The organism is Sorangium sp. So ce367 (genome assembly GCF_051520455.1).
GTDB lineage: Bacteria > Myxococcota_A > Polyangia > Polyangiales > Polyangiaceae > Sorangium > Sorangium cellulosum_B.
The window spans coordinates 323,611-344,094 of the sequence record NZ_CP150334.1 but is presented as its reverse complement, the minus strand read 5'-3'; the positions used below and the strand labels follow the sequence as shown (position 1 = coordinate 344,094).

The window sequence follows — 20,484 nt, the reverse complement described above, 5'->3', positions numbered from 1 at the left end:
CTCATATGCCCAATTCAGTCATATGAGTTCTGTGCCCGTCCGCCGCCCCGACAGACCCCGTGACCCTGCGCGGCGCACCAGGATCCTCGACGCCGCGAAGCGCCACTTCGTCGAGCGCGGCTTCAAGGGCACCAACCTCGACGCCGTCGCCGCCGAGGCCGGCTGCGCAAAGGGCGCCCTCTACCTCGAGTTCGCCGACAAGGAGTCCCTCCTGCGCGAGGTGGTAGAGCAAGCGTTCGCCACGATCCGCGCGCGCTTCGCCGCCGAGGTGCTCGGCCTGGAATCCCCGCTCGATCGCCTCGTCGCGACCCTCCGCTTCGCTTACCGACAGCAGGCGGCCGAGCCGCTCTTCGGCAAGCTCCTCCGCGAGGATCCCGACCTCCGCGCGCTCCGCCCGCTCGACGACGCCGCGAGCGCCGCCGCCGCGAAGGCGCAGATCGCCCAGATCAACGGCTGGGTCGACGAGGGCATCGCGCGCGGCGAGATCCGGCCTGACGTCGATCGCGACGCGATCCCCTTCGTCCTCGGCGTGCTGCGCTTCGCGCCCCAGCACCTCGGGCTGATCACGTCGTTCTGCGCCTTCGCCGGCGAGCGCACGCTCGACGCGATCGCCGACATCTTTCGCGCCGGCCTGGCCGCGCGTCCTGCAGCGACCCCCACGGAGACGACCTCCACGACGGCGATCCCCACGGAGCAGCGCGCGACCGCGTCGCGCGCAAGGAGCAAGCGATGAACCAGGCGATCGAGGTGAACGCGCTCGGCAAGCGCTTCGCGAAGGTCACGGCCGTCGACGGCGTGAGCTTCAGCGTCGCGGCCGGCGAGATATTCGGCTTCATGGGGCACAACGGCGCCGGCAAGACCACGACGCTGCGCATGCTCCTCGGCCTGACCCGGCCCACCGCGGGCACCGCGCGCGTGCTCGGGCGCGACGTCGTCCACGAGACGCTCGAGGTCCGGCGGAACGCGGGTTACCTGCCCGCGTCGTACTCGCTGCCCCCCGACATGACGGCGCGCGGCTTCCTCCACTACATCGCCGCGATGTTCGCGCTGCCCAGCGACGTCGCGGCCGCGCGCGCCGGCGCCCTCCTGCGCCGCTTCGGGCTCGAGCGCGAGGCGGACCGCCCCCTGCGCGGCTTCTCCACCGGCATGGCCCAGAAGGTCGGCATCGCCCAGGCGCTGATCAACGAGCCCGCGGTGCTCCTGCTCGACGAGCCGACCTCTGGGCTCGATCCCCTCGGCCGCCACGAGCTGCTCGAGGTGCTCCGCGCGCTCGCGCGCGAGCGCGGCGTCACCATCGTGTTCTCGTCGCACATCCTCTCCGACGTCGAGGCCCTCTGCCGGCGCGTCGCGGTGATGCACCGCTCGCGCCTCGTCGCCTGCGACGAGGTCGAGCGCCTCAAGGACGCGCACGGGGCGCGCACCATGGACGATCTCTACCTCGCGCTCGTGCGCAGGGAGGCCGCGTGATCCGCCTCCTCTGGCTCGACTACCTCACGACGCTCCGCGAGCGGAAGACCTGGCTCTGCGTCGCGATGCTCGTCTACGCGCTGGTCGCGATCCCCGTCGTTCTCGCGCGACCGCCCGATCACGTGCGCGCCGCGATCGCCGCGTGGTTCGGCGACGCCGCGCCGTTCCAGGTCTTCATGTACGTGTGGATCGACCTGACGATGAACAAGGTGATCGCGTTCATCCCCGTCGTGCTCGCCAGCGGCGTCGTGCTCCGCGAGCGCGACACCGGCGTGCTGCCGCTCCTCGCCAGCAAGCCGCTCTCGATCCCCCGCTACTTCGTGCTCCGCGCGCTCAGCGCGTGCGCGGTGATGGTGACCCTGCACGTCGCGACCCAGCTCGCCGGCGCCGCCTACTTCACGGCGCGCGTCCCCGGCTTCCGCCCCGGCCCCTTCCTCGGCGCGATGTCGCTCCACGCCTTCGCGGCGCTCTTCGCGACCGCGCTCTGCGCCGCGATCGCCGCGTGGGTGAGGCACCGCGGCGCCTCGGCGCTGATCGGGTTCGCCACGCTCGGGGGCCTCGTGGGCCTCTCGCTCCTCGGCTTCTATCAGCCCGCCTGGCGGAGCCTCTCTCTCGCGAACCCGATCGCCCTCGGCGCGCTCGGCCTCGGGAGCCTCGACCACCTCGGCCCCGCCGTGCTCGGCCCCCCGATGCTCGCGCTCGCCGCGCTCAGCGCCCTCACCATCGCGATCGGCGCCGCGGGCGTCCGGAGGATGGAAGCATGACCTCGACGACCGCCCCCGCCGCGGCCTCGCTCCGCGGCTACTTCGCGCTCGAGGCGCGGCGCGCCCCGCGCCGCACCTCGCTCGTCGCGGCGGCCGCCGGCGTGCTCGTGGTGCTCGGCAGCCACGCGCTGATCGTGCGCCTGCCGGCGCAGGTCATCCGCTTCCTCGAGCAGGCCTTCGCGATCGAGGGGATGGCCGCCGTGCTCCTCATCAACGATCTCCTCGCCGCCTATTTCGTCGCGTACTTCGTCGCCCTGGCGGGCCTCGTCGACGCGACGGTCACGGCGCGAGAGGAGCATCGCCTCGAGCTCCTGCTCGCCAAGCCGATCCGCGCCCGCGTCTTCCTCGCCGCGCGCACGGCGCCCTCGCTGCTCGCCGGGGCCGGGGCGGGCGTGGTGGTCGCGGCCTCTACAGCGCTCGCCGTCGCGCCGCACATCGGCGCGAGCGACATGATCAGCGCGGCGGGCGCGCTCGGGGCCGGCCTCTTCCTCGTCGCGCTCTCGATCGCGCTGCTCTCGGCGCTCCTGCCGCTCCTGGTGCGGATGCGGGACGGCTTCCACGCGCTCCTGGTCGCGTCGGGCGCGTGGATCGCGCCGCTGATGCCCACGGCGGCGTTCATCTACCGGCCCGACGCGTTCGAGGCGCACGCGGGGCTCAGGGAGGCGGCGGTGCTCGCGTCGCTGCTCTGGAGCGACGCGACATCGGCCTGGCTCGGCCCGGTCGCGCTGGCGATCGCCATCCCGCTCGCCGCGATCTCCATCGCCGCCTCGGGCGTGCTCCTCGAGCGCACCGACGCGCTCTGAGCCCGGCGTGCGCCGCGGGGGTCGGGCGCGCCTCTCTCGCTCTCACGCTCACGCGGCGGCGCGCGCGTCTCTTCTCCCCGCCTTCGTCTTTCCGCCCTCTCTCCTAGCTGGTACGAGGGCCCGATAGAAGGGAACCGATATGGCCTGTCACGAGATCGCCGCGCTCCGCCTTGGGCTCATGAACATCCTGGGCATCGATGATCCCGCCGAGCGCACGCACGAGCTCGCCGAGCTCGGCGCCGCGGCCGCCGAGCCGGGGCCGGTCTCGGCGATGCTGCGCGCCGGGGACCTGAAGAACCTCTCGCGCCTCTTCGAGGGGTCGCTCGTGGAGCTCCAGGAGAAGGTCGCGAAGACCCCCGCCGGCGACCCGAAGCTGCCTTACCTGCGCTCGCTCCTCATCCTCACGAAGCAGGTCGAGCTCGATCTGCGCGCGCAGGTCGACGGGCTCGGCCGGCTCTACCGGGAGCTCGAAGAGATGCACGACTTCGTGCACGAGATCTACCCGGCCGAGTGAAGCGCGCGCCGCTCACGCCCCGCTCACCGGAAAGACCATGGAGCGCGTGATCGCGACCGCGCGAACGCAGGAGTGACGTCATGGCAACACAAGGCAACCCGAAGATCAGGATCGCCCACGCAACGCCGCTCGGCGACGCCGCCCGGCTGCTCCGGCTCGAGCGCGTCGATGGCGCGGAGATCGGCTTCGCCGGCGGGCAGTACGTGATCATCAACACCGGCGTCACCCTGCCCGGCGGCAGGCTCGCGAAGCGCGCCTACTCGATGCTCTCCAGCGACGCCGAGCAGCGCGCGGTCGAGATCGCGGTGAAGCGCGTCGGGGCCGGGCCGGGCTCGAACGTGCTCAACGACATCGCCGTCGGCGCCGAGCTCGAGTTCAGCGGACCCTGGGGCAAGCTGCGGCTCGCGCCGGGCTTCTCCGGCCGCGCGCTCGTGATCGCCACCGACACCGGCATCACCGCCGCCCTCGGGATCGCCCGGAGCGCGGCCGCCGCCGGCGCGGCGCAGCTCGACCTGCTCTGGCTCGTCGAGCCGGGCGAGACCTTCGCCTCCGAGCCGTTCGTCCGCGAGCGCCTCCCCGCCGCCGTCCGCCTCGCGGTCGCCCGCGATCTCCCCCCGATCGGCCACCCCGAGCGGCCGGCGCGCGCGTGCGCCCTCGTGGAGCGCGAGCTCGCGGCAGGGCCGTACGACGCCGTGCTCTGCGCGGGCGACGGCGCGGTCCTCTACCCGCTCCGCGACCACCTGGTCTCGCTCGGCGCGCCCGAGGGCAGTGTGCTCCTCGAGAGCTTCTTCAACAACCCGATGAAGAAGTCTTTGTAATCGTTCGGGATCTTGCGAGGGCGGAGCTCCGGCCGAGGGGTTGGAGGGATAGCCCTCGGTGGCGGACCCCTCGGCGGCGTGCGCTGATGCGTGGGGGGACGCCCGCCGGCATGCAGCGCCGCGTGGGGGGGACGCCCACCGGCATGTAGCGCCGCGTGGGGGGACGCCCGCCGGCACGCCAGCTCAGCGCTGGGCGGCGGTAAAGGGCCGAGGTCTTGGGATCCGTCCGCTTCGCATCCTTCATGCATCTCCGACAGAGAGATTCAAAGTGCGATATCGGTGCGCTCCAAAGTGCGCTCAGCGCTCCGCTGCATTTGTTCGCCCCTCGTTCAGAGAGCACGATATTCTCCCCACGCGGTCGCCTTACACGATGCTCACAGCATTCGTAGAACGGCGTTCGGCGAAGCCCTCTCGGATTCATCCGCCTCAAGACCAACCTGCTTCGCAAGCCAGGAGGCCAGCAGCATGAGGTCCAACGATATTCCTCCATCGTCGTTCATCGGATCGAGCCCGCACGTCAAGCCTTCAGCGATCAGCTCGCCAGCTCCTCGATCAATGCGCACAATCGGAGCGTCTATGCTCTGCCTTGCGCTCACCTTCAGCGTGGATCTGGCAGGGTGCAATCCCAACGGCCCTCGTCCACCCGATGTCGGCGGAGCACATGCGACAGGGAGGTTGATCCTCCACATCGACGGCGCAAGAAGTGCAGCGAAACTAGATTCAGACGAAGCCACGATCCCGTACCGCCGCGTTCTTCTGAAAGGGGAAGGGACGACGCCGGATACAATGATCGACGCTGGTGAGGTGTCCATCGATCTGACCAGGCCCCAGCACCATGTGTTCGAGAACGTGCCGGCCGGTACCTATAGAGCCATTGTACTCTTCCTGTCAGCACGAGGTGGGGTCTGGCGATCGGGCTCCGCCACGGGCCACCCGTCCTGGGAGCGGCTGGAAATCACCACCAGCGCTCTGGTGATCCCGTCGGCCGAGACCGGCCTGGCGGTCCAGATCGATCTGGATCCGGACGCGATCGTGTGCGAGCACGCGGCTTCGGACCGTGACGATGATGACTCGGAAGGTTGCCGAAGCTGGCACCCGGGCTGGGATCGTGACGACGAGGATGGCCACCACGACCACGATGGCCATCACAATGGCGACGGCCACCACGACCACGATGGCCATCACAATGGCGATGGCCACCACGACCACGATGGCCATCACAATGGCGATGGCCACCACGACCACGATGGCCATCACAATGGCGATGGCCACCACGACCACGATGGCGACCGCGACCACGACCACGATGGCGACCGCGACCACGATGGTGACCGCGACCATCATGGCGACCACGACGATGGGAACCACCCCCAGGGGCTTCCGTGCCGACACCACGTGGCGGTCCACGCACGAGTGCACACCCACCATCTCGTGCTGCCCGAGGGGGCGCGCCTCCCGGGGCGCCTCGTCAACCAGCCGATCGTGGCCAGGCTCGCCGACCTGCCAGAGGGGACCCGGATCGACCTCGGCGACGGATATGCCGTGCTCCTAGACCAGCGCGCAGCATGTGATGCCGGGCAGACCGTGACGATCGGTCGAGTTCGCGACGAGGGCGCCCCTCCGATCGTGGCCGGTGACTCCATCCTCGCCACCCCCCATCAGGAACTGTGCGGCCCGGCGACGATCACCATGCCGACCGGTGGCCGGCGAGGCGGCGCGATCTACCGCAACAACATCGAGGCGACGCCGACGACGTTCGACGGACCGGTCGTGTCGACCGAAACGAACCGCTTCTCGCTCTACAACTACCAGACCTGCAACGACGTTCCCGAGGGCCTGAGGGCGGGCGGCCATCGATGGTGCTTCGACCTCATCGTCGGTAACGACGTCGTCCTTGACGCGTTCCTCGCAACCTGCACAGGGGACACCATGGGCCCACGCACCTTCTGCACGTGCGATGAAGCGCCTCCCAGCCAAATCGACGCGTGCAGGGGCGACGGCGTGCCCGCCGACGAGGTCGGCGACCTCTGCGTCGACAAGGGGAACACCGACGTCCGCCGGGCGATCGCCGCGTCTGCGACGGCTCAGATCCAGCAGGACTCGCCCATCTCCACGACGCGTGCTGCTTTCGGGGCCGGGCGCTGGGAGACCGACCTCGATCACGGCGATGGCAGTTCGCTGTTGAGCGCATCGCAGGCCGCCGTAAACGCATCCCCTGAAGGGCGCGACGTGGCGGTCGCCAAGGCCCGCGCCGCGGTCGCGGCCACCTACAAAAATTCGAGCGATGCCGACGCGCTGGCCGAGCACATCGTGCGGCGCGTCGAGGAGGGGGCGTTCGATCCGAATCGAGGCGGCGTCGATCCAGCACGCTTGACGGCGAGCGACGCAACGCTGCTCGAGGCGCTCGCCTTCCGGGCGCAGTGCCGCGAATGGCAAGAACGAACCGCGATCGAGGCCGCTCGGTCCGTGGGCGCCGAAATTCGCACGTACAGCTACCGAGAGGCCGATCTCGCTGCTCTGCAGCCCGAGCAGCATCGCGCGGGCACCGGAGGCTACAAGGGCTCGAGCCACGCGGTGCTGGTCACCGAGATCCTGCATAGCTCGACGAAAGGACCGCTGCTTTACCGAGTCGTCGAGGCGAATGTCGGGGATGAGTTCAACCAGCCGCTCGGTCAACTCCCCTGGGAGCGCACGGTCAGCGAGCGTAGGTTGAGCCCGACCGAGATCAAGGACTTCAGCATCGCCTCCTACGACCAGGTCCCCGAAAACGATGCTTGCCAACCGGCAGGTACGGGCAGCGCGGGCCCCAGCTCCTGCGCAGGATTCCCCGACACCAACAGCTCCGACCAGGTGCTCGGCGCTGCCAAGGGCGCCGACGCGTCGGACAAGCTGAATTGTGCCGGCGTGCTCGAGGGTTACTTCGAGAGCTGCCCTGAGAAGATCGACGCCGCCACGGGCGAGCGGCTCTGTCCCTCGGATACGTCGTCCCACCCCGGGAAATACGTCATGTGCGGGAGGTGCCGGCTGTCGCGTGCCGAGTCGCTGGCGACTGGCGCGAAGGCCCTGCTGAACGACGCGAGGCGCGCCGAGGTGTCCGGGTGCGCCGAAGCCGGGACATGCCCGAATTGGGAGCTCTGCACCGAGGCCCAGAGCGGCGCGCTGCGCGTCACGGATTGGCCGGCTTCCTTCATCGGCTGGGGAATCCAACAAGGCTACTTCCAAGGAGACGGCAATCCCTCCCCAGGCAGCTATCGCCCCTGCCGCCCTCACGATGCGGCGCTGGCGATCGAGGCGCTCACGTTTGCAGCGCGGCTGACGGGCCTACCTGCGGACGAGCGCCGGAGCAACCTCATCGACGTCCACGCGGAGATGGCCGCCATCGAGCGAACGATCGCCGACGCCGAGCGGACACGCGGCACGAATTGCCAGCTCTCCTCGGTCAAGGAGGACGGCTACTTCGTGCCTACCATGGTCGCCATGAACAACAAGAACGTGCTGTGCATGCCGACCTCGGACGGCAAGCGCACCGCCAACCTGTGCAGCGAGGGCGACGTCGGGTCGTGCTTCGCGACCCGGTACCTGATGGCTGAGGTCATCGCGCGCCTGCGGGGGGACATCCCCGCGCTCGAGTGCGATCCCATCGAGGCGAGCCCGAGCGCGCTGATCTGCGAGTGACGAACCCGAGCGGGGGAGATGAGGATGGCCCCCGCAACGGCTCCCGAAGCCGCTCCCGGGCGGCTCGATCCTGGGACCAGCATCGCGGATCGAGGCCAGCCAGGGGTTCCAGCCGGCGAGGGGTCCCCCCGCGCCCGCCCGGACCCCGGAAGGGGCGTGGCCCTCCGTGCGGCCTCGGGCGCTGTCGACGGTCCGAGCCCGGGGAAGGCCCCCCGCACCGGCGCGGGTGGCGGGGACACCGGGCCCCAGCCCCGTGGCTGCCCGTTTCGGTTGAATCGGCCGCCCCCATGGACCAAATGCCCGCCATGGCTGCCTTCCGACACGTCCGCGGCGCGCGCGCTCTCTCTCCATTTCGTACCGACAAGCGCCTGACCGAGCTGAAGCAGCGGGTGCCCGAGGTGGTCGGGCTGGGGAGCCGCTGGATCTACTTCGTGCACTCGCGGGCCTCGCTCGACGAGCGCGGCGAGCACGTGCTGTCGCGTCTCCTCGACGACGACGCGCTGGCGCACGGCGGGGGCGGGACGGGCGAGGACGAAGGTCAGCTCGTGCTGGTGGTGCCGCGCTTCGGCACTCTCTCGCCCTGGAGCTCGAAGGCGACCGACATCGCCTGGGTGGCGGGGCTCGCGGCGGTGCAGCGGATCGAGCGGGGCATCGCCTACTACGTGCGGGCGTCGCGGCCGCTGACCGGCGAGGAGCTGACGCGCGCGGCGGGGGCGCTGCACGATCGGATGACCGAGTCGGTGGCCTTCGATCTGGCGGCCGGGCAGGCGCTCTTTCGCGAGGAAAAGCCGCGGCCCCTCGCTCGCGTGCCGCTGTCGCGCGAGGGGCGGCTCTCGCTGACGCGCGCCAACAAGGAGCTCGGCTTGGCCCTGGCCGAGGACGAGATCGACTACCTGCTGGCCGCGTTCACGGAGCTGAGGCGGGATCCGAGCGACGTCGAGCTGATGATGTTCGCGCAGGCCAACAGCGAGCACTGCCGGCACAAGATCTTCAAGGCCGACTGGGTGATCGACGGCGAGGCGCAGGGGCTCTCGCTGTTCAAGATGATCCAGAACACCTTCGCGGTGACGCCGCACCATGTCCTGTCGGCGTACAGCGACAACGCGGCGGTCATGGAGGGGCTCGACGCCGAGCGCTTCTTTCCACAGCCGGGGGCCGGCGCGCTGTACGAGACGCGGCGTGAGCCGGCGCACGTGCTGATGAAGGTGGAGACCCACAACCATCCCACGGCCATTTCGCCGCATCCCGGCGCTTCGACGGGCAGCGGCGGCGAGATCCGTGACGAGGGCGCCACGGGGCGAGGCGCGAAGCCCAAGGCCGGGCTCACCGGTTTTTCGGTGTCGAACCTGCGCATTCCCGGCTTCGAGCAGCCGTGGGAAGCCGAGCCGATCGGCAAGCCCGATCGCATCGTCTCGGCGCTCGACATCATGATCGACGGGCCGCTCGGCGGCGCCGCCTTCAACAACGAGTTCGGGCGTCCTGCCCTGGCCGGCTACTTCCGGACCTTCGAGCAGAAGGTGCCGGGCGACGGCAGCTCGGCCTCCAGCGTGCGCGGCTATCACAAGCCCATCATGCTGGCGGGCGGGCTCGGCAATGTGCGGCCCGAGCTTGCGCTGAAGAAGACCTTCCCGGCCGGGGCGCCCATCGTCGTGCTCGGCGGGCCGGCCATGTTGATCGGCCTGGGCGGCGGCGCGGCGTCGTCGATGGCCTCGGGCTCTTCGTCCGCCGATCTGGATTTCGCCTCGGTGCAGCGGGACAACCCGGAGATGCAGCGGCGCTGCCAGGAGGTCATCGATCGCTGCAACGCCCTGGGCGCCGGTTCGCCCATCCTCAGCATCCACGACGTGGGCGCGGGCGGCCTGTCGAACGCCTTGCCCGAGCTGGTGCACGACGCGGGCGTGGGAGGTCGCTTCGAGCTGCGCCGGGTGCCCTCGGTCGAGCCCGGCATGTCGCCGCTCGAGATCTGGTGCAACGAGGCGCAGGAGCGCTACGTGCTGGCTCTGGACGCCTCGCGCCTTGCGATCTTCGAGGAGATCTGCCGGCGCGAGCGCTGCCCCTACGCCGTGGTCGGTCACTCGACGGCGCAGAACGATCTGGTGCTCGACGACGCCGAGCTCCACGACCAGCCGATCGACATGCCGCTGTCGGTCTTGCTCGGCAAGCCGCCCAAGATGACGCGCGACGTCCGCCGCCTGCCCTCGCCCAGGCAGGCGCTCGACGCCGCCAAGCTGCCGCTGCGCGAGGCGGTCTATCGCCTGCTGCGGCTGCCCACGGTCGCCGACAAGTCCTTCCTCATCACCATCGGCGACCGCACCATCACCGGCCTCGTGCACCGCGATCAGATGGTCGGGCCCTGGCAGGTGGCCGTGGCCGACGCAGCGGTGACGCTGACCGACTACACGGGTTACGGCGGCGAGGCCATGGCCATGGGCGAGCGCGCCCCGCTCGCCGTGCTCGACGCTGCGGCCTCGGCGCGCATGGCCGTGGGCGAGGCGCTCACCAACCTGGCGTCGGCTCCGATCGAGAGCCTCGAGCGCGTGAAATTGTCGGCGAACTGGATGGCAGCGGCCGGTGCCCCCGGTGAGGACGCCAGGCTCTATGAAGCCGTGAAGGCGGTGGGCCTCGAGCTGTGCCCGGCGCTCGGTCTCGCCATCCCCGTCGGCAAGGACAGCATGTCGATGCGCACGGTCTGGGACGGCGGCCAGAAGAGCGTCGTCTCTCCCATCTCGCTCATCGTCTCGGCCTTCGCCCGTGTGCCGGACGTGCGCGGCGCGCTCACGCCCCAGCTCCGCACCGACGTCGGGGACACCGTGCTCGTGGCCGTCGACCTGGGGCGCGGCAAGAATCGCCTGGGCCTCTCGGCGTTCGCCACCGTCAGCGAGCAAGTGGGCGACAGCGTGCCGGACGTCGACTCGCCGGCCGATCTGCGCGCCTTCTTCGAGACCGTGCAGGGCCTGCGGCAGCGGGGGCTGGTGCTCGCCTACCACGATCGTTCGGACGGCGGCCTGTTCGTCACCTGGGCCGAGATGAGCTTCGCCGGCCGCGTCGGCGCGGAGCTGTCGCTCGATGCGCTGGCGGCGAACATCTCGCTTCCGGCCGCTCAGGCTGCAGCCTTGTTCTCGGAAGAGCTGGGCGCGCTCCTGCAGGTGCGCGCCCAGGACGCGCCCGAGGTCATCTCGGCCTTCGCCCGCGCCGGTCTCGAGGGAGCGGCGCACGTCGTCGGCAAGCTCCGCAGCGACGATCGACTGGTGGTGACCGCGGGCGGCCAGGCCGTGCTCGACGAGCCGCGCGTGGACTTGCGCCGCGCCTGGTCCGAGACCAGCTACCGCATGCGAGCGCTGCGCGACAACCCCGAGAAGGCCCGCGAGGAGTTCGACGCGCTGCTCGACGCCGGGGATCCGGGCATCTCGCCGCATCTGCCCTTCGACGTCGAACGATCGCTGGCTCGCCCGCTGATCGAAGCCGCCAGCGAACGGCCCAAGGTGGCCATTCTGCGCGAGCAGGGCGTCAACGGTCAGATCGAGATGGCCGCCGCCTTCCACCGCGCCGGCTTCGCCGCCCACGACGTGCACATGAGCGATCTGATGAGCGGCGCCGTGTCGCTCGAGGGCTTCCGCGGCCTGGCCGCCTGCGGCGGTTTTTCCTACGGCGACGTGCTCGGCGCCGGCATGGGTTGGGCCCGCTCGGCGCTCTTTCACAGCGAGACGCGCGAGGCGCTGTCGGCCTTCTTCAGGCGACCGAACACCTTCGCCCTCGGCATCTGCAACGGCTGCCAGATGATGGCCGGCCTCAAGAACATCATCCCCGGTGCCCAGCGCTGGCCGCGCTTCGTCAAGAACCGTTCCGAACAGTTCGAGGCCCGTCTCGCGCAGGTCGAAATCCTGGAGAGCCCCTCGGTGCTGCTGCGCGGCCTGGTGGGCGCGCGCCTGCCCGTGGCCGTGGCCCACGGCGAGGGCTATGCCCACTTCGCCAGCGACGCCGATCGCCGCGCGGCGCGTGTGGCGGCCCGCTGGGTGGACGGCCGCGGTCAGGTCGCCACGCGCTACCCCGCCAACCCCAACGGCTCGCCCGACGGCATCACCGGCCTCACCACCGACGACGGCCGTGTGACGATCCTCATGCCGCACCCCGAGCGCGTCTTCCGCGCCGTGCAGCACAGCTGGGCTCCCCCCGGGTGGTCGGAACGCGGCCCCTGGCTGCGCCTCTTCGAGAGCGCGCGGGCCTTCGTGGGCTGAGGGTCTCTCCTGGAGTTTCGCCCCGACCGACCAGGAGGGCGGGAAATCGTCACGCCGCCCGAGGGCGGCGCGCGCCTCGAAAGCTTCTCCCACAACGCCGCGCGAAAATCGTTGTAGTCGTTCCGGCACCTGCGATGGCAGAGCTCCGGCCAAGAGACCCGAAGGGGCAGCGCGAGGGGTTCACGACGGGCGCGTGCGCGGCCGCCGCGGCCAAGGCGGCGGCGCGCGTGCTGGCGCGCGGCGCGGCGGTCGACGCCATCGAGACCACCCTGCCGAACGGGCAGAAGGTCACCTTCCCGCTGAGGCGCTGCGATCGCGACGGGCCGCGCGCCACGTGCAGCGTCATCAAGGACGCCGGCGACGATCCCGACTGCACCCACGGCGCCGAGCTCGTCGCCGAGGTCGAGCTCCGCCACGAGCCCGGCGTGGAGATCCGCGGCGGCGCGGGCGTCGCCGTCGTGACCAAGCCGGGGCTCGGGCTGCCCGTCGGCGCGCCGGCCGTGAACCCCGTGCCGCGCCGGAACATCACCGAGATGGTCCTCGAGGAGCTCGAGGGATCGGGCTTCGCCGGGGCCACGGTGACCCTCAGCGTCCCCCAGGGCGAGGAGATGGCGAAGCAGACCATCAACGCGCGGCTCGGGCTCATCGGAGGCATCTCCATCCTCGGGACGAGCGGGATCGTGAAGCCGTACTCGACCGCCGCCTTCCGCGCGAGCGTCGTGCAGGCGATCGACGTCGCCGCGGAGCGCGGCATCGCGGCGCTCGCGCTGACGACCGGCGGCAAATCCGAGGCGTACGCGATGAAGCTCTACCCGGAGCTCCCGGAGGAGGCGTTCATCCAGGTGGGCGACTTCATCGGCACCGGGGTCCGCCACGCGGCGCGGCGGCGGATCGCCCGCGCGATCATCGTCGGCATGATCGGCAAGCTCTCGAAGATGGCCGACGGCAAGATGATGACGCACGCCGCAGGCTCGGAGGTGAGCATGGAGCTGCTCGCGCAGATCGCCGAGGAGCTCGGCGCGCGGCCGGAGATCGCCGCCGAGATCCGGCAGGCGAACACCGCGCGGCACGTGCTCGAGCTGTGCCAGCGCGAGGGGCTCACCGGCGTGCCCGGGGGGATCTGCCGGCGCGTCGTCGAGCACACCTCGCGTCACGCGGGCGGCGCCCTCGAGGTGCACGCCTGCCTCGTCGATTTCAACGGGGCGCTGCTCGGCCGATATCCGGCCGGGACCGCCGGTGCCATCGGTGCGGAGAGAGCGGAGGAGCCATGAGCAGTGATGAGGCGCGCGCGGTGAACGACATGCGGCAGATGACCGCGCTCGGGCGGCGCATCGAGGACAAGAGCTTCGCGATCATCGACGAGGAGGCCGGCGCGCACGGCTTCCCGGAGGCCGAGTGGCAGGTCGTCCGCCGCGTGATCCACGCGACAGCGGACTTCGAGTTCTCGTCGCTCATGCGGCTCCACCCCGAGGCGATCGCGCGGGGCATCGCGGCGCTCCGGGGCGGCGCGCCGGTCCTCGTCGACGTGAAGATGATCGGCGTCGGCCTGAACGAGCAGCGGCTCGCGTCCTACGGCTGCGCGATCCACTGCTTCATCTCGGACGACGACGTCATCCAGGCCGCCTCCGCGGCCGGCTCGACCCGCGCGATCGAGTCGATGCGCAAGGCGCACCGGCTCGGGCTCCTCGACGGCGCGATCGTCGCCATCGGCAACGCGCCCACGGCGCTGCTCGAGGTCGTGCGCCTCGCCCGGGAGGAGGGGGCGCGGCCGGCGCTCGTGATCGGCGTGCCGGTCGGCTTCGTGTCGGCGGCGGAGTCCAAGGAGGCCCTCCTCGAGTCCGGGCTCCCCTTCATCGTGGCGCGCGGCCGCAAGGGCGGAAGCCCCATCGCCGTCGCGATCGTCCACGCGCTGCTGCTCCTGTCGGCGGACTCGGCGGAATCGCCGGGATCGACAGCATCCGCGGGCTCCTCCGGAACGGCCAAGGTGGCGCGATGAGCGCGCGCCGCGCCGTCACCGTCGTCGGCATCGGCGACGACGGGTGCGCCAGCCTCTCGAGCCGCGCCGCGTCCGCGGTCGCCCGCGCCGAGGTGCTCGTGGGGGGCGAGCGGCACCTCGAGTTCTTCCCCCAGTTCCGCGGGGAGAAGATCGCCCTGAAGGGCGGCCTGTCCGCGGCGCTCGACCGCGTGGACGCCCTGTCCGCCGAGCAGAACGTGTGCATCCTCGCCTCGGGCGACCCGCTGTTCTTCGGCGTCGGCGCGCTCGTCGTCCGGAAGCTCGGCGGCGAGCACGTCGAGATCATCCCGAGCCTGAGCTCGGTCCAGTGGGCGTTCGCGCGCACCGGCATCGCCTGGGACGACGCCGCGTTCGTCTCGGTCCACGGGCGCTCCCCCGAGGGGTTCGCGACGCGCCTCCGCCGCCTCACGAAGGTCGCGGTGCTGACCGACGGGGAGAACAGCCCGGCCCGCCTCGCGGCGCGGCTCCTCGAGCACGGCGACGCCGGCTGGAAGGCGTGGGTCTGCGAGAGCCTCGCGGGCGCCGGCGAGCGCGTGCGCGCGTTCGATCTCGCCGCGCTCGCCGCCTGCGAGGACATCGGCCCGCTGAACGTGCTCCTGCTCCTGCGGAGCGATCCCGCGTGGCGCCCGCCGCCGGCCGTCCCCTACCTGCACGAGGACGCGTTCGCGAAGCGCATGCCGAAGAACGGGCTGATCACGAAGCGCGAGGTGCGCATGCTCTCGATCGCCTCGATGGCGATCCGCCCCGACGCGGTCGTCTGGGACGTCGGCGCCGGCTCGGGGTCGGTCTCGATCGAGGCGGCGATGCTCTGCCCCCTCGGGCGGGTCTATGCGATCGAGGTCGACCCGGAGGGCGTGGAGATCTGCCGCGACAACGTCCGCACGCACGGGGTCGACAACGTGCGCGTCGTCGCGGGCCGCGCGCCCGAGGCGCTCGCGGCGCTCGAGGACCCGGACGCGGTGTTCGTCGGAGGGAGCAAGGGGAGCATGGAGGAGATCGTCACGGTGGCGCTCGATCGGCTGCGGCCAGGCGGCCGGCTCGTGGTCAACGCCATCACGATGGAGAACGTCGCCGAGACGTACCGCGCGCTGCGGGCGCGGGGGCTCGACCCCGAGGTCACGCTGCTCTCGGTCTCGCGCGGCGTCCCGCTCGCGCGCTACGTGCGGTACGAGGCGCTGAACCCGATCCACATCTTCGCCGCGACCAAGCCGGCGAACGCCGAGGAGGCCGTGGAGGGCGCAGCGCCGACCCAGCCTGCGGCCGGCGGCGCGCGGCGGTCCACCTCGGAGGCGTCATGAGCGGCCTCGGCAAGCTCTACGGCGTCGGCGTCGGCCCCGGCGCGCCGGACCTGCTCACGCTGCGCGCCGTGCGCGTGCTGCAGGAGGCCGACGTGCTCGCGCTCCCCCGCAGCTCGGACTTCGGCGCCTCGATGGCCTACCGGATCCTCGAGCCCGTCGTCGGCAAGCAGCGGGACAAGGAGCGGCTGCTCCTCACCTTCCCCATGAGCAAGGATCCGGATCGCGTCCGCCCCTACGTGGACGCGGCCGTCGAGCAGATCGGCGACCGGCTCTCGCGCGGCCTCACCGTGGCGTTCGCCACCGAGGGGGATCCGTCGCTCTTCAGCACCTTCGTCTATGTGCGCCGCGAGGCGCTCCGCCGCTTCCCCGGGCTCGAGGTCGAGGTCGTCCCCGGCGTCACCTCGGTCACGGCGGTCCCTGCCGTGAGCGGGCTCGCGCTCGCCGACGGGCAGGAGCGCATCGCCATCCTGCCCGCCACGTACGGCGTCGACGACCTGACCGACGTCCTCCAGCGCTTCGACACCGTGGTCCTCATGAAGATAGGCTCGGAGATGCCGAAGGTGACCGAGGCGCTCACGCGCGCTGGCCTCCTCGATCGGGCCGTGTTCGTGTCCAAGGCGACGATGCCCGAGCAGCGGATCGTCCGGGACCTCCGCGCCGCCCAGGGCGAGCGGGGCGACTGCTTCGCCATGGTCGTTGTCACGCGCGGCGAGCGGAGCGGGCTGCTCGTCGGCGAGGCCCCGGCCTCGCCGCCGGGCGGCTTCGACAAGGCTGTTACCGAACCGGAGGCCCCATGATCGCCGAGCGCAAGCCCTACGCCATCTACGCGATCACCCGGCACGGGATCTCCATCGCGCGCAAGCTCATCGAGGGGCTGCCGGGCGCGGATCTCTACGTGTCGCAGAAGCTGTTCGACGGGGCGCCGGCGGGTGCGAAGCCGCTGCCGCTGCCGATGGGGCCGCTCTTGACCGAGGCGTTCACGGCCTACGACTGCCACGTCTTCGTTATCAGCGTCGGCGCGGTCGTGCGCATGATCGCGCCGCTGCTCAAGAACAAGAAGGTCGATCCTGCGGTCGTGTGCGTCGACGACACGGCGCGCTTCTCGATCTGCGTGCTCTCCGGGCACGTCGGGCGGGGCAACGCGTTCACCGAGAAGGTGGCAGGGCTACTCGGCGCGCAGCCGGTGGTGACCACGGCGTCCGACGCGCTCGGGACGCTGACTGTCGACATCCTCGGCCGGGACCTCGGATGGACCCTTGACGATCCCGATCGCAACGTGACGCGCGGCTGCGCCGCCGTCGTGAACGCCGCGCCGGTGCTGTTCGTCCAGGAGACCGGCGAGCCCTCGTTCTGGCCCGAGGCGACGCCCCTGCCGCCCGGCGTGCGTTACGCGACGTCGCTCGACGGCGTGGACCCCGGCGCGTGGGAGATCCTGCTCGTCGCGAGCGACCGCGATCTCTCCCGCTCGCACCCCGAGATCGTCGAGCGCGCCGTCGTCTACCGGCCGAAGAGCCTGGTCCTCGGCGTCGGCTGCGATCGCGGCGCGCCGCTCGACATGGTGGAGCGCGGCGTCGACCGGCTGCTCGAGGAGCACGGGCTATCGGCGAGATCGGTGAAGGCGCTGGCGACGATCGACAAGAAGGCCGACGAGGAGGCGCTGCTCGCGCTGTCGGCGCGGCGGGGGTGGCCGCTCGTCACGTTCACGCCCGAGGAGCTCGACGCGACCGAGGGCATCGAGAACCCGTCGGAGACGGTGAAGAAGCACGTCGGCGCCCGGGGCGTCGCCGAGCCGGCCGCGCTGCGGGCGGCGGGGGCCGCCAAGCTGCTCGTGCCGAAGCGGGCGTACACCGAGGAGGGCGTGGGGCGGTCCATGACGCTCGCCGTGGCGCGCGTCCCCTTCTCGAAGCGCAACGTGGAGGAGAGCCATGGGTGACAGCAAAGGAGTCCTGTCGATCGTCGGGATCGGCCCTGGCGCCGAGGAGCACGCGTCCCGCGCCGCCCTCGAGGCGATCGCGGCCTCGGACCTCATCGTCGGGTACACGACCTACATCCGGCTGGTGAAGCACCTGATCGAGGGCAAGGAGATCATCAAGACCGGCATGACCGAGGAGATCGGCCGGGCGCGCGCCGCGGTGGAGCGGGCGCGGGACGGGGCGCGCGTGGCGATCATCTCGTCGGGCGACGCGGGCGTTTACGGCATGGCCGGGCTCGTCTTCCAGGTGCTGGAGGAGATCGGCTGGAAGCGGGGCGAGTCGCCGGAGCTCCGCATCGTGCCCGGCATGACCGCGCTCAACGCGTGCGCGTCGCTCGTCGGCGCGCCGCTCGGACACGACTTCTGCGCCATCTCCCTGTCCGACCTCTTGACCCCATGGCCCGCGATCGAGCGGCGGCTCGAGGCCGCCGCCGGGGCCGACTTCGTCATCGGCCTTTACAATCCGGCGAGCGGGCGGCGCACGCGCCAGATCGTGCGGGCGCAGGAGATCATCCGCCAGCACCGCGCGGGCACGACGCCGGTCGCGCTGGTGAAGAGCGCCTACCGCAAGCTGGAGAGCGCGGTGCTCACCGATCTCGACCATTTCCTCGAGTACGAGATCGGGATGCTGACCACGGTGCTCGTCGGGTCGACCAACACCTTCATGTTCGAGGGGTACATGGTCACCCCGCGCGGGTATACCAACAAGTACACATGGGATGGAGCCGCGCTCCCCGGCCAGACGCCGGGGCGCTCGCTCGTGCTCTCGGACGAGAGCGGCACTGCGGAGGAGGTCTAGATGGCACGCGTAGGGAGGCTGGGCGGCGCGATCCTCGCCGAGACCCAGGGGGCGTATTACCTCATCGGCAACACCAAGGCGCCGTGCGACTTCCGCGCGGCGGGGTTCGAGCCCCCGGACGAGGTCGATCTCGTGAAGGGGGCTTATGTCCGGCTCAAGCCGCTGCGCGAGGTGAAGGTGGCGCCGCCGGTGCTGCTGCTCGACGTCGAGGGCGAGGAGCTCGCGAAGAAGCTCGTCCATCGCTTCGTGATCGACCGGAATGGCTCGGTGAGCGAGCGGCTGTGGCGGCTCGTCTACAGCCACGACGACCCGCTCGACGACGCCGAGGCGCCTGTCGAGCGGGACGCGCGCTGGCTGGGCGACATCCCCGAGCCGATCTGGCAGCTCGTGCGCGACAACGTGCTGCGCTGCCTGTAGTGCGATCGGGCACGGGGAGGACGCTCCGGCCGCTCGCCCGGACGTCGGGGTGCTCAGGGCGACCCGCACGCTGGCCGCGCGGAGATACCCGGGAAGATGTGCGTCCCACGCCCGGGCTCCTGTGACGTCGAGGATGCCGCTGTTCCATGGCGCACCGTGGCCACGACGGCGGGATGCCGCTGCTCCTTGGTGCAACAAGGTGATGACGGCGCTACGCTTCGCGACGTGCAAGCGCTCAAGGCCCGCGTCCAGAACGGCCGCATCGTCGTGGACGAGCCCACGGATCTGCCGGAGGGCATGGTGCTCGATCTCGTCATCGCCGATCCGGGCGACGAGCTCGACGACGAGGAGCGCGCAGAGCTGCACGCGGCCCTCGAAGAGGGGCTCGCCGAGATGCGAACAGGGGCAGGTGTCGAGGCCGACGTGCTGCTCGCCGAGCTGCAGGCGCGCGGGTGAAGGTCCGATTCCTGGGGAGATCGGCCGAGCAGGCGCGCGCGGCGGATGCATGGTGGCGCGAAAACCGTCCCGCAGCGCCGTCGCTGTTCGCCGATGAACTCGCCGCAGCGCTCCGCACGCTTCTACGTACGCCGGAGATGGGAGCCCCCTACGGCCCCAAGGCGAAGGATGGAGTGCGCCGTGTCTTGCTCTCGCGGACGCAGTACTATGTGTATTACGCCGTTGAGCCGGAGATGCGCCTCATCGGGGTGCTCGCTATCTGGAGTTGCTTGCGCGGCAAGCCGCCCAGCTTGAATCCCGTGAAGGAAGTAAAGAAGATACGCTGAGGCGGCGTGCTCCCCCATGCGAGCCGGCTCATGAGCGAGCGGCTGGGGCGGCTCGTCGACAGCCACGACCCCGATGACCCGCTCCACGACGCCAAGGCGCCGGCCGAGCGCGACGCGCGCTGGCTGGGCCATGGGGGAACCGAGGCCCGCCGGGTGGCCTTCAGCAAACCACCCGCTCGGCGAGTGCTACCTGATACACCAGGCGTCGGCACTCGCCGAGGCTCATGGGTTCAATTGGTAACTTGACCCGTACCGGGGATCCCGACGTTGTACTCATCTTCCGTCGATGCCGTATAGGACGCGGGAGTCACCGTCAGGGTATAACTACCTTGTGTCCTGGAGGAGCCCTGAACCAGCTGGACCCACACGCTCTGCGTGGTGGTATTGCTGAACGTATCGAATGTGATGGTGATGGAGTCGAGCGTCGCATCCGTCATATCCTTGTTTTTAGCGAAGGCCATCCTCCAACCATTGAGCTGCACGAGGCCCGTGGTCTTCCCTGCCACGGTCAGCTTGAGCTTGCTGATGCTCGTGCTGCCGTCCGTGGGCCACACGGACACAGGAATCTCGACGGGTACGGCATACCCGATGGGCGGGGGGGTCGCTTGCAGGCCCAGCTTATCGAACGACGGGGCATTTACGAGTATGGACATGTTCTTACCTCATTCTCTCACGATCAGGACAGGTGAGCGTCGCCAGGTCCCTCAGCCTGAGCCAGACCAGGGGATGCGCTCCATCTCGTGCGCGGCGAGCCCATGGTGAGCGGTCGCGCCGCGACGCTCGTGCATTGCAGATTGCAACGCCCGTGCCGCCGGGCGGGCTGGGCGGCGTCGGCCGAGGCAGCGCGGGCAAGCGCCCGAATCCGTTCAATGGGCACCGTACCGCCCGGGGGCCTGCGTCTGGGCAGGACACGGCGCGTCCCCCCC

The 20,484-nt window shown here is 70.8% G+C and carries 16 protein-coding genes and 1 pseudogene; 16 read left to right on the top strand and 1 reads right to left on the bottom strand.

From position 1 onward, the window contains the following. Positions 1-22: 22 nt before the first annotated feature. From WME97_RS01345 to WME97_RS01270, 16 genes and pseudogenes are all read left to right on the top strand, one after another. Positions 23-733: a TetR/AcrR family transcriptional regulator gene (locus WME97_RS01345; RefSeq protein ID WP_437548839.1), complete on the top strand. Its 711-nt coding sequence runs from the start codon at positions 23-25 to the stop codon at positions 731-733. After that, the gene (locus WME97_RS01340; protein WP_437548838.1) at positions 730-1,467 is read left to right on the top strand and encodes an ABC transporter ATP-binding protein; all 738 of its coding nucleotides are present in this window, start codon (positions 730-732) and stop codon (positions 1,465-1,467) included. The genes WME97_RS01345 and WME97_RS01340 overlap by 4 nt, the downstream gene beginning before the upstream one ends. Further along, positions 1,464-2,231 (top strand): hypothetical protein, encoded by a 768-nt coding sequence (locus WME97_RS01335; protein ID WP_437548836.1) that lies wholly within the window; start codon positions 1,464-1,466, stop codon positions 2,229-2,231. The genes WME97_RS01340 and WME97_RS01335 overlap by 4 nt, the downstream gene beginning before the upstream one ends. Then, positions 2,228-3,034, top strand: coding sequence for a hypothetical protein (locus WME97_RS01330; protein ID WP_437548834.1), 807 nt, complete (start codon positions 2,228-2,230; stop codon positions 3,032-3,034). The genes WME97_RS01335 and WME97_RS01330 overlap by 4 nt, the downstream gene beginning before the upstream one ends. Positions 3,035-3,173: 139 nt before the next feature. Next, positions 3,174-3,548, top strand: coding sequence for a DUF3209 family protein (locus WME97_RS01325; protein ID WP_012232878.1), 375 nt, complete (start codon positions 3,174-3,176; stop codon positions 3,546-3,548). Positions 3,549-3,628: 80 nt separating this feature from the next. Next, positions 3,629-4,366, top strand: coding sequence for an FAD-dependent oxidoreductase (locus WME97_RS01320; protein WP_437548832.1), 738 nt, complete (start codon positions 3,629-3,631; stop codon positions 4,364-4,366). Between the two features lie 675 nt (positions 4,367-5,041). Continuing rightward, positions 5,042-8,041, top strand: a complete 3,000-nt coding sequence (locus WME97_RS01315; RefSeq protein ID WP_437548830.1) for a hypothetical protein — start codon at positions 5,042-5,044, stop codon at positions 8,039-8,041. 305 nt (positions 8,042-8,346) lie between these two features. Further along, positions 8,347-12,276, top strand: a complete 3,930-nt coding sequence (purL, locus tag WME97_RS01310; protein ID WP_437548829.1) for a phosphoribosylformylglycinamidine synthase — start codon at positions 8,347-8,349, stop codon at positions 12,274-12,276. 134 nt (positions 12,277-12,410) lie between these two features. Beyond that, entirely contained in the window at positions 12,411-13,547 is a 1,137-nt protein-coding gene (locus WME97_RS01305; RefSeq protein WP_437548827.1) for a cobalt-precorrin-5B (C(1))-methyltransferase, read from the top strand. Beyond that, a complete protein-coding gene (locus WME97_RS01300; protein WP_437548826.1) occupies positions 13,544-14,272 on the top strand; it encodes a precorrin-8X methylmutase in 729 nt (242 codons plus the stop codon). The genes WME97_RS01305 and WME97_RS01300 overlap by 4 nt, the downstream gene beginning before the upstream one ends. Next, positions 14,269-15,588, top strand: a complete 1,320-nt coding sequence (gene cbiE, locus WME97_RS01295) for a precorrin-6y C5,15-methyltransferase (decarboxylating) subunit CbiE (protein WP_437548824.1) — start codon at positions 14,269-14,271, stop codon at positions 15,586-15,588. The genes WME97_RS01300 and cbiE overlap by 4 nt, the downstream gene beginning before the upstream one ends. After that, positions 15,585-16,385 carry a precorrin-2 C(20)-methyltransferase gene (gene cobI / locus WME97_RS01290; protein ID WP_437548823.1) on the top strand — a complete coding sequence of 267 codons (801 nt, stop codon included), beginning with the start codon at positions 15,585-15,587 and terminating at the stop codon, positions 16,383-16,385. The genes cbiE and cobI overlap by 4 nt, the downstream gene beginning before the upstream one ends. Next, a complete protein-coding gene (locus WME97_RS01285; RefSeq protein ID WP_437548821.1) occupies positions 16,382-17,521 on the top strand; it encodes a cobalt-precorrin 5A hydrolase in 1,140 nt (379 codons plus the stop codon). The genes cobI and WME97_RS01285 overlap by 4 nt, the downstream gene beginning before the upstream one ends. After that, a pseudogene (gene cobJ, locus WME97_RS01280) lies at positions 17,514-18,776 on the top strand (precorrin-3B C(17)-methyltransferase). Before WME97_RS01285 ends, cobJ begins: the two are co-directional and overlap by 8 nt. 225 nt (positions 18,777-19,001) lie before the next feature. Then, positions 19,002-19,232 carry a hypothetical protein gene (locus WME97_RS01275; RefSeq protein ID WP_437548819.1) on the top strand — a complete coding sequence of 77 codons (231 nt, stop codon included), beginning with the start codon at positions 19,002-19,004 and terminating at the stop codon, positions 19,230-19,232. Beyond that, complete coding sequence (locus tag WME97_RS01270) at positions 19,229-19,558, top strand: type II toxin-antitoxin system RelE/ParE family toxin (RefSeq protein ID WP_437548818.1); 330 nt, start codon at positions 19,229-19,231, stop codon at positions 19,556-19,558. Before WME97_RS01275 ends, WME97_RS01270 begins: the two co-directional genes overlap by 4 nt. 230 nt (positions 19,559-19,788) lie before the next feature. Here WME97_RS01270 and WME97_RS01265 read toward each other — a convergent pair whose 3' ends face one another. Continuing rightward, the gene (locus WME97_RS01265) at positions 19,789-20,211 is read right to left on the bottom strand and encodes a hypothetical protein (RefSeq protein WP_437548816.1); all 423 of its coding nucleotides are present in this window, start codon (positions 20,209-20,211) and stop codon (positions 19,789-19,791) included. Positions 20,212-20,484: the final 273 nt, after the last annotated feature.

Bases quoted from the DNA above. Each gene is read 5' to 3' on its own strand.
- WME97_RS01305 (WP_437548827.1), top strand. From the start codon at position 12,411: ATGGCAGAGCTCCGGCCAAGAGACCCGAAGGGGCAGCGCGAGGGGTTC.
- WME97_RS01330 (WP_437548834.1), top strand. From the start codon at position 2,228: ATGACCTCGACGACCGCCCCCGCCGCGGCCTCGCTCCGCGGCTACTTC.
- WME97_RS01300 (WP_437548826.1), top strand. From the start codon at position 13,544: ATGAGCAGTGATGAGGCGCGCGCGGTGAACGACATGCGGCAGATGACC.
- WME97_RS01320 (WP_437548832.1), top strand. From the start codon at position 3,629: ATGGCAACACAAGGCAACCCGAAGATCAGGATCGCCCACGCAACGCCG.
- WME97_RS01325 (WP_012232878.1), top strand. From the start codon at position 3,174: ATGGCCTGTCACGAGATCGCCGCGCTCCGCCTTGGGCTCATGAACATC.
- WME97_RS01265 (WP_437548816.1), bottom strand. From the start codon at position 20,211: ATGTCCATACTCGTAAATGCCCCGTCGTTCGATAAGCTGGGCCTGCAA.
- cobI (WP_437548823.1), top strand. From the start codon at position 15,585: ATGAGCGGCCTCGGCAAGCTCTACGGCGTCGGCGTCGGCCCCGGCGCG.
- purL (WP_437548829.1), top strand. From the start codon at position 8,347: ATGGCTGCCTTCCGACACGTCCGCGGCGCGCGCGCTCTCTCTCCATTT.
- WME97_RS01285 (WP_437548821.1), top strand. From the start codon at position 16,382: ATGATCGCCGAGCGCAAGCCCTACGCCATCTACGCGATCACCCGGCAC.
- WME97_RS01340 (WP_437548838.1), top strand. From the start codon at position 730: ATGAACCAGGCGATCGAGGTGAACGCGCTCGGCAAGCGCTTCGCGAAG.
- WME97_RS01345 (WP_437548839.1), top strand. From the start codon at position 23: ATGAGTTCTGTGCCCGTCCGCCGCCCCGACAGACCCCGTGACCCTGCG.
- cbiE (WP_437548824.1), top strand. From the start codon at position 14,269: ATGAGCGCGCGCCGCGCCGTCACCGTCGTCGGCATCGGCGACGACGGG.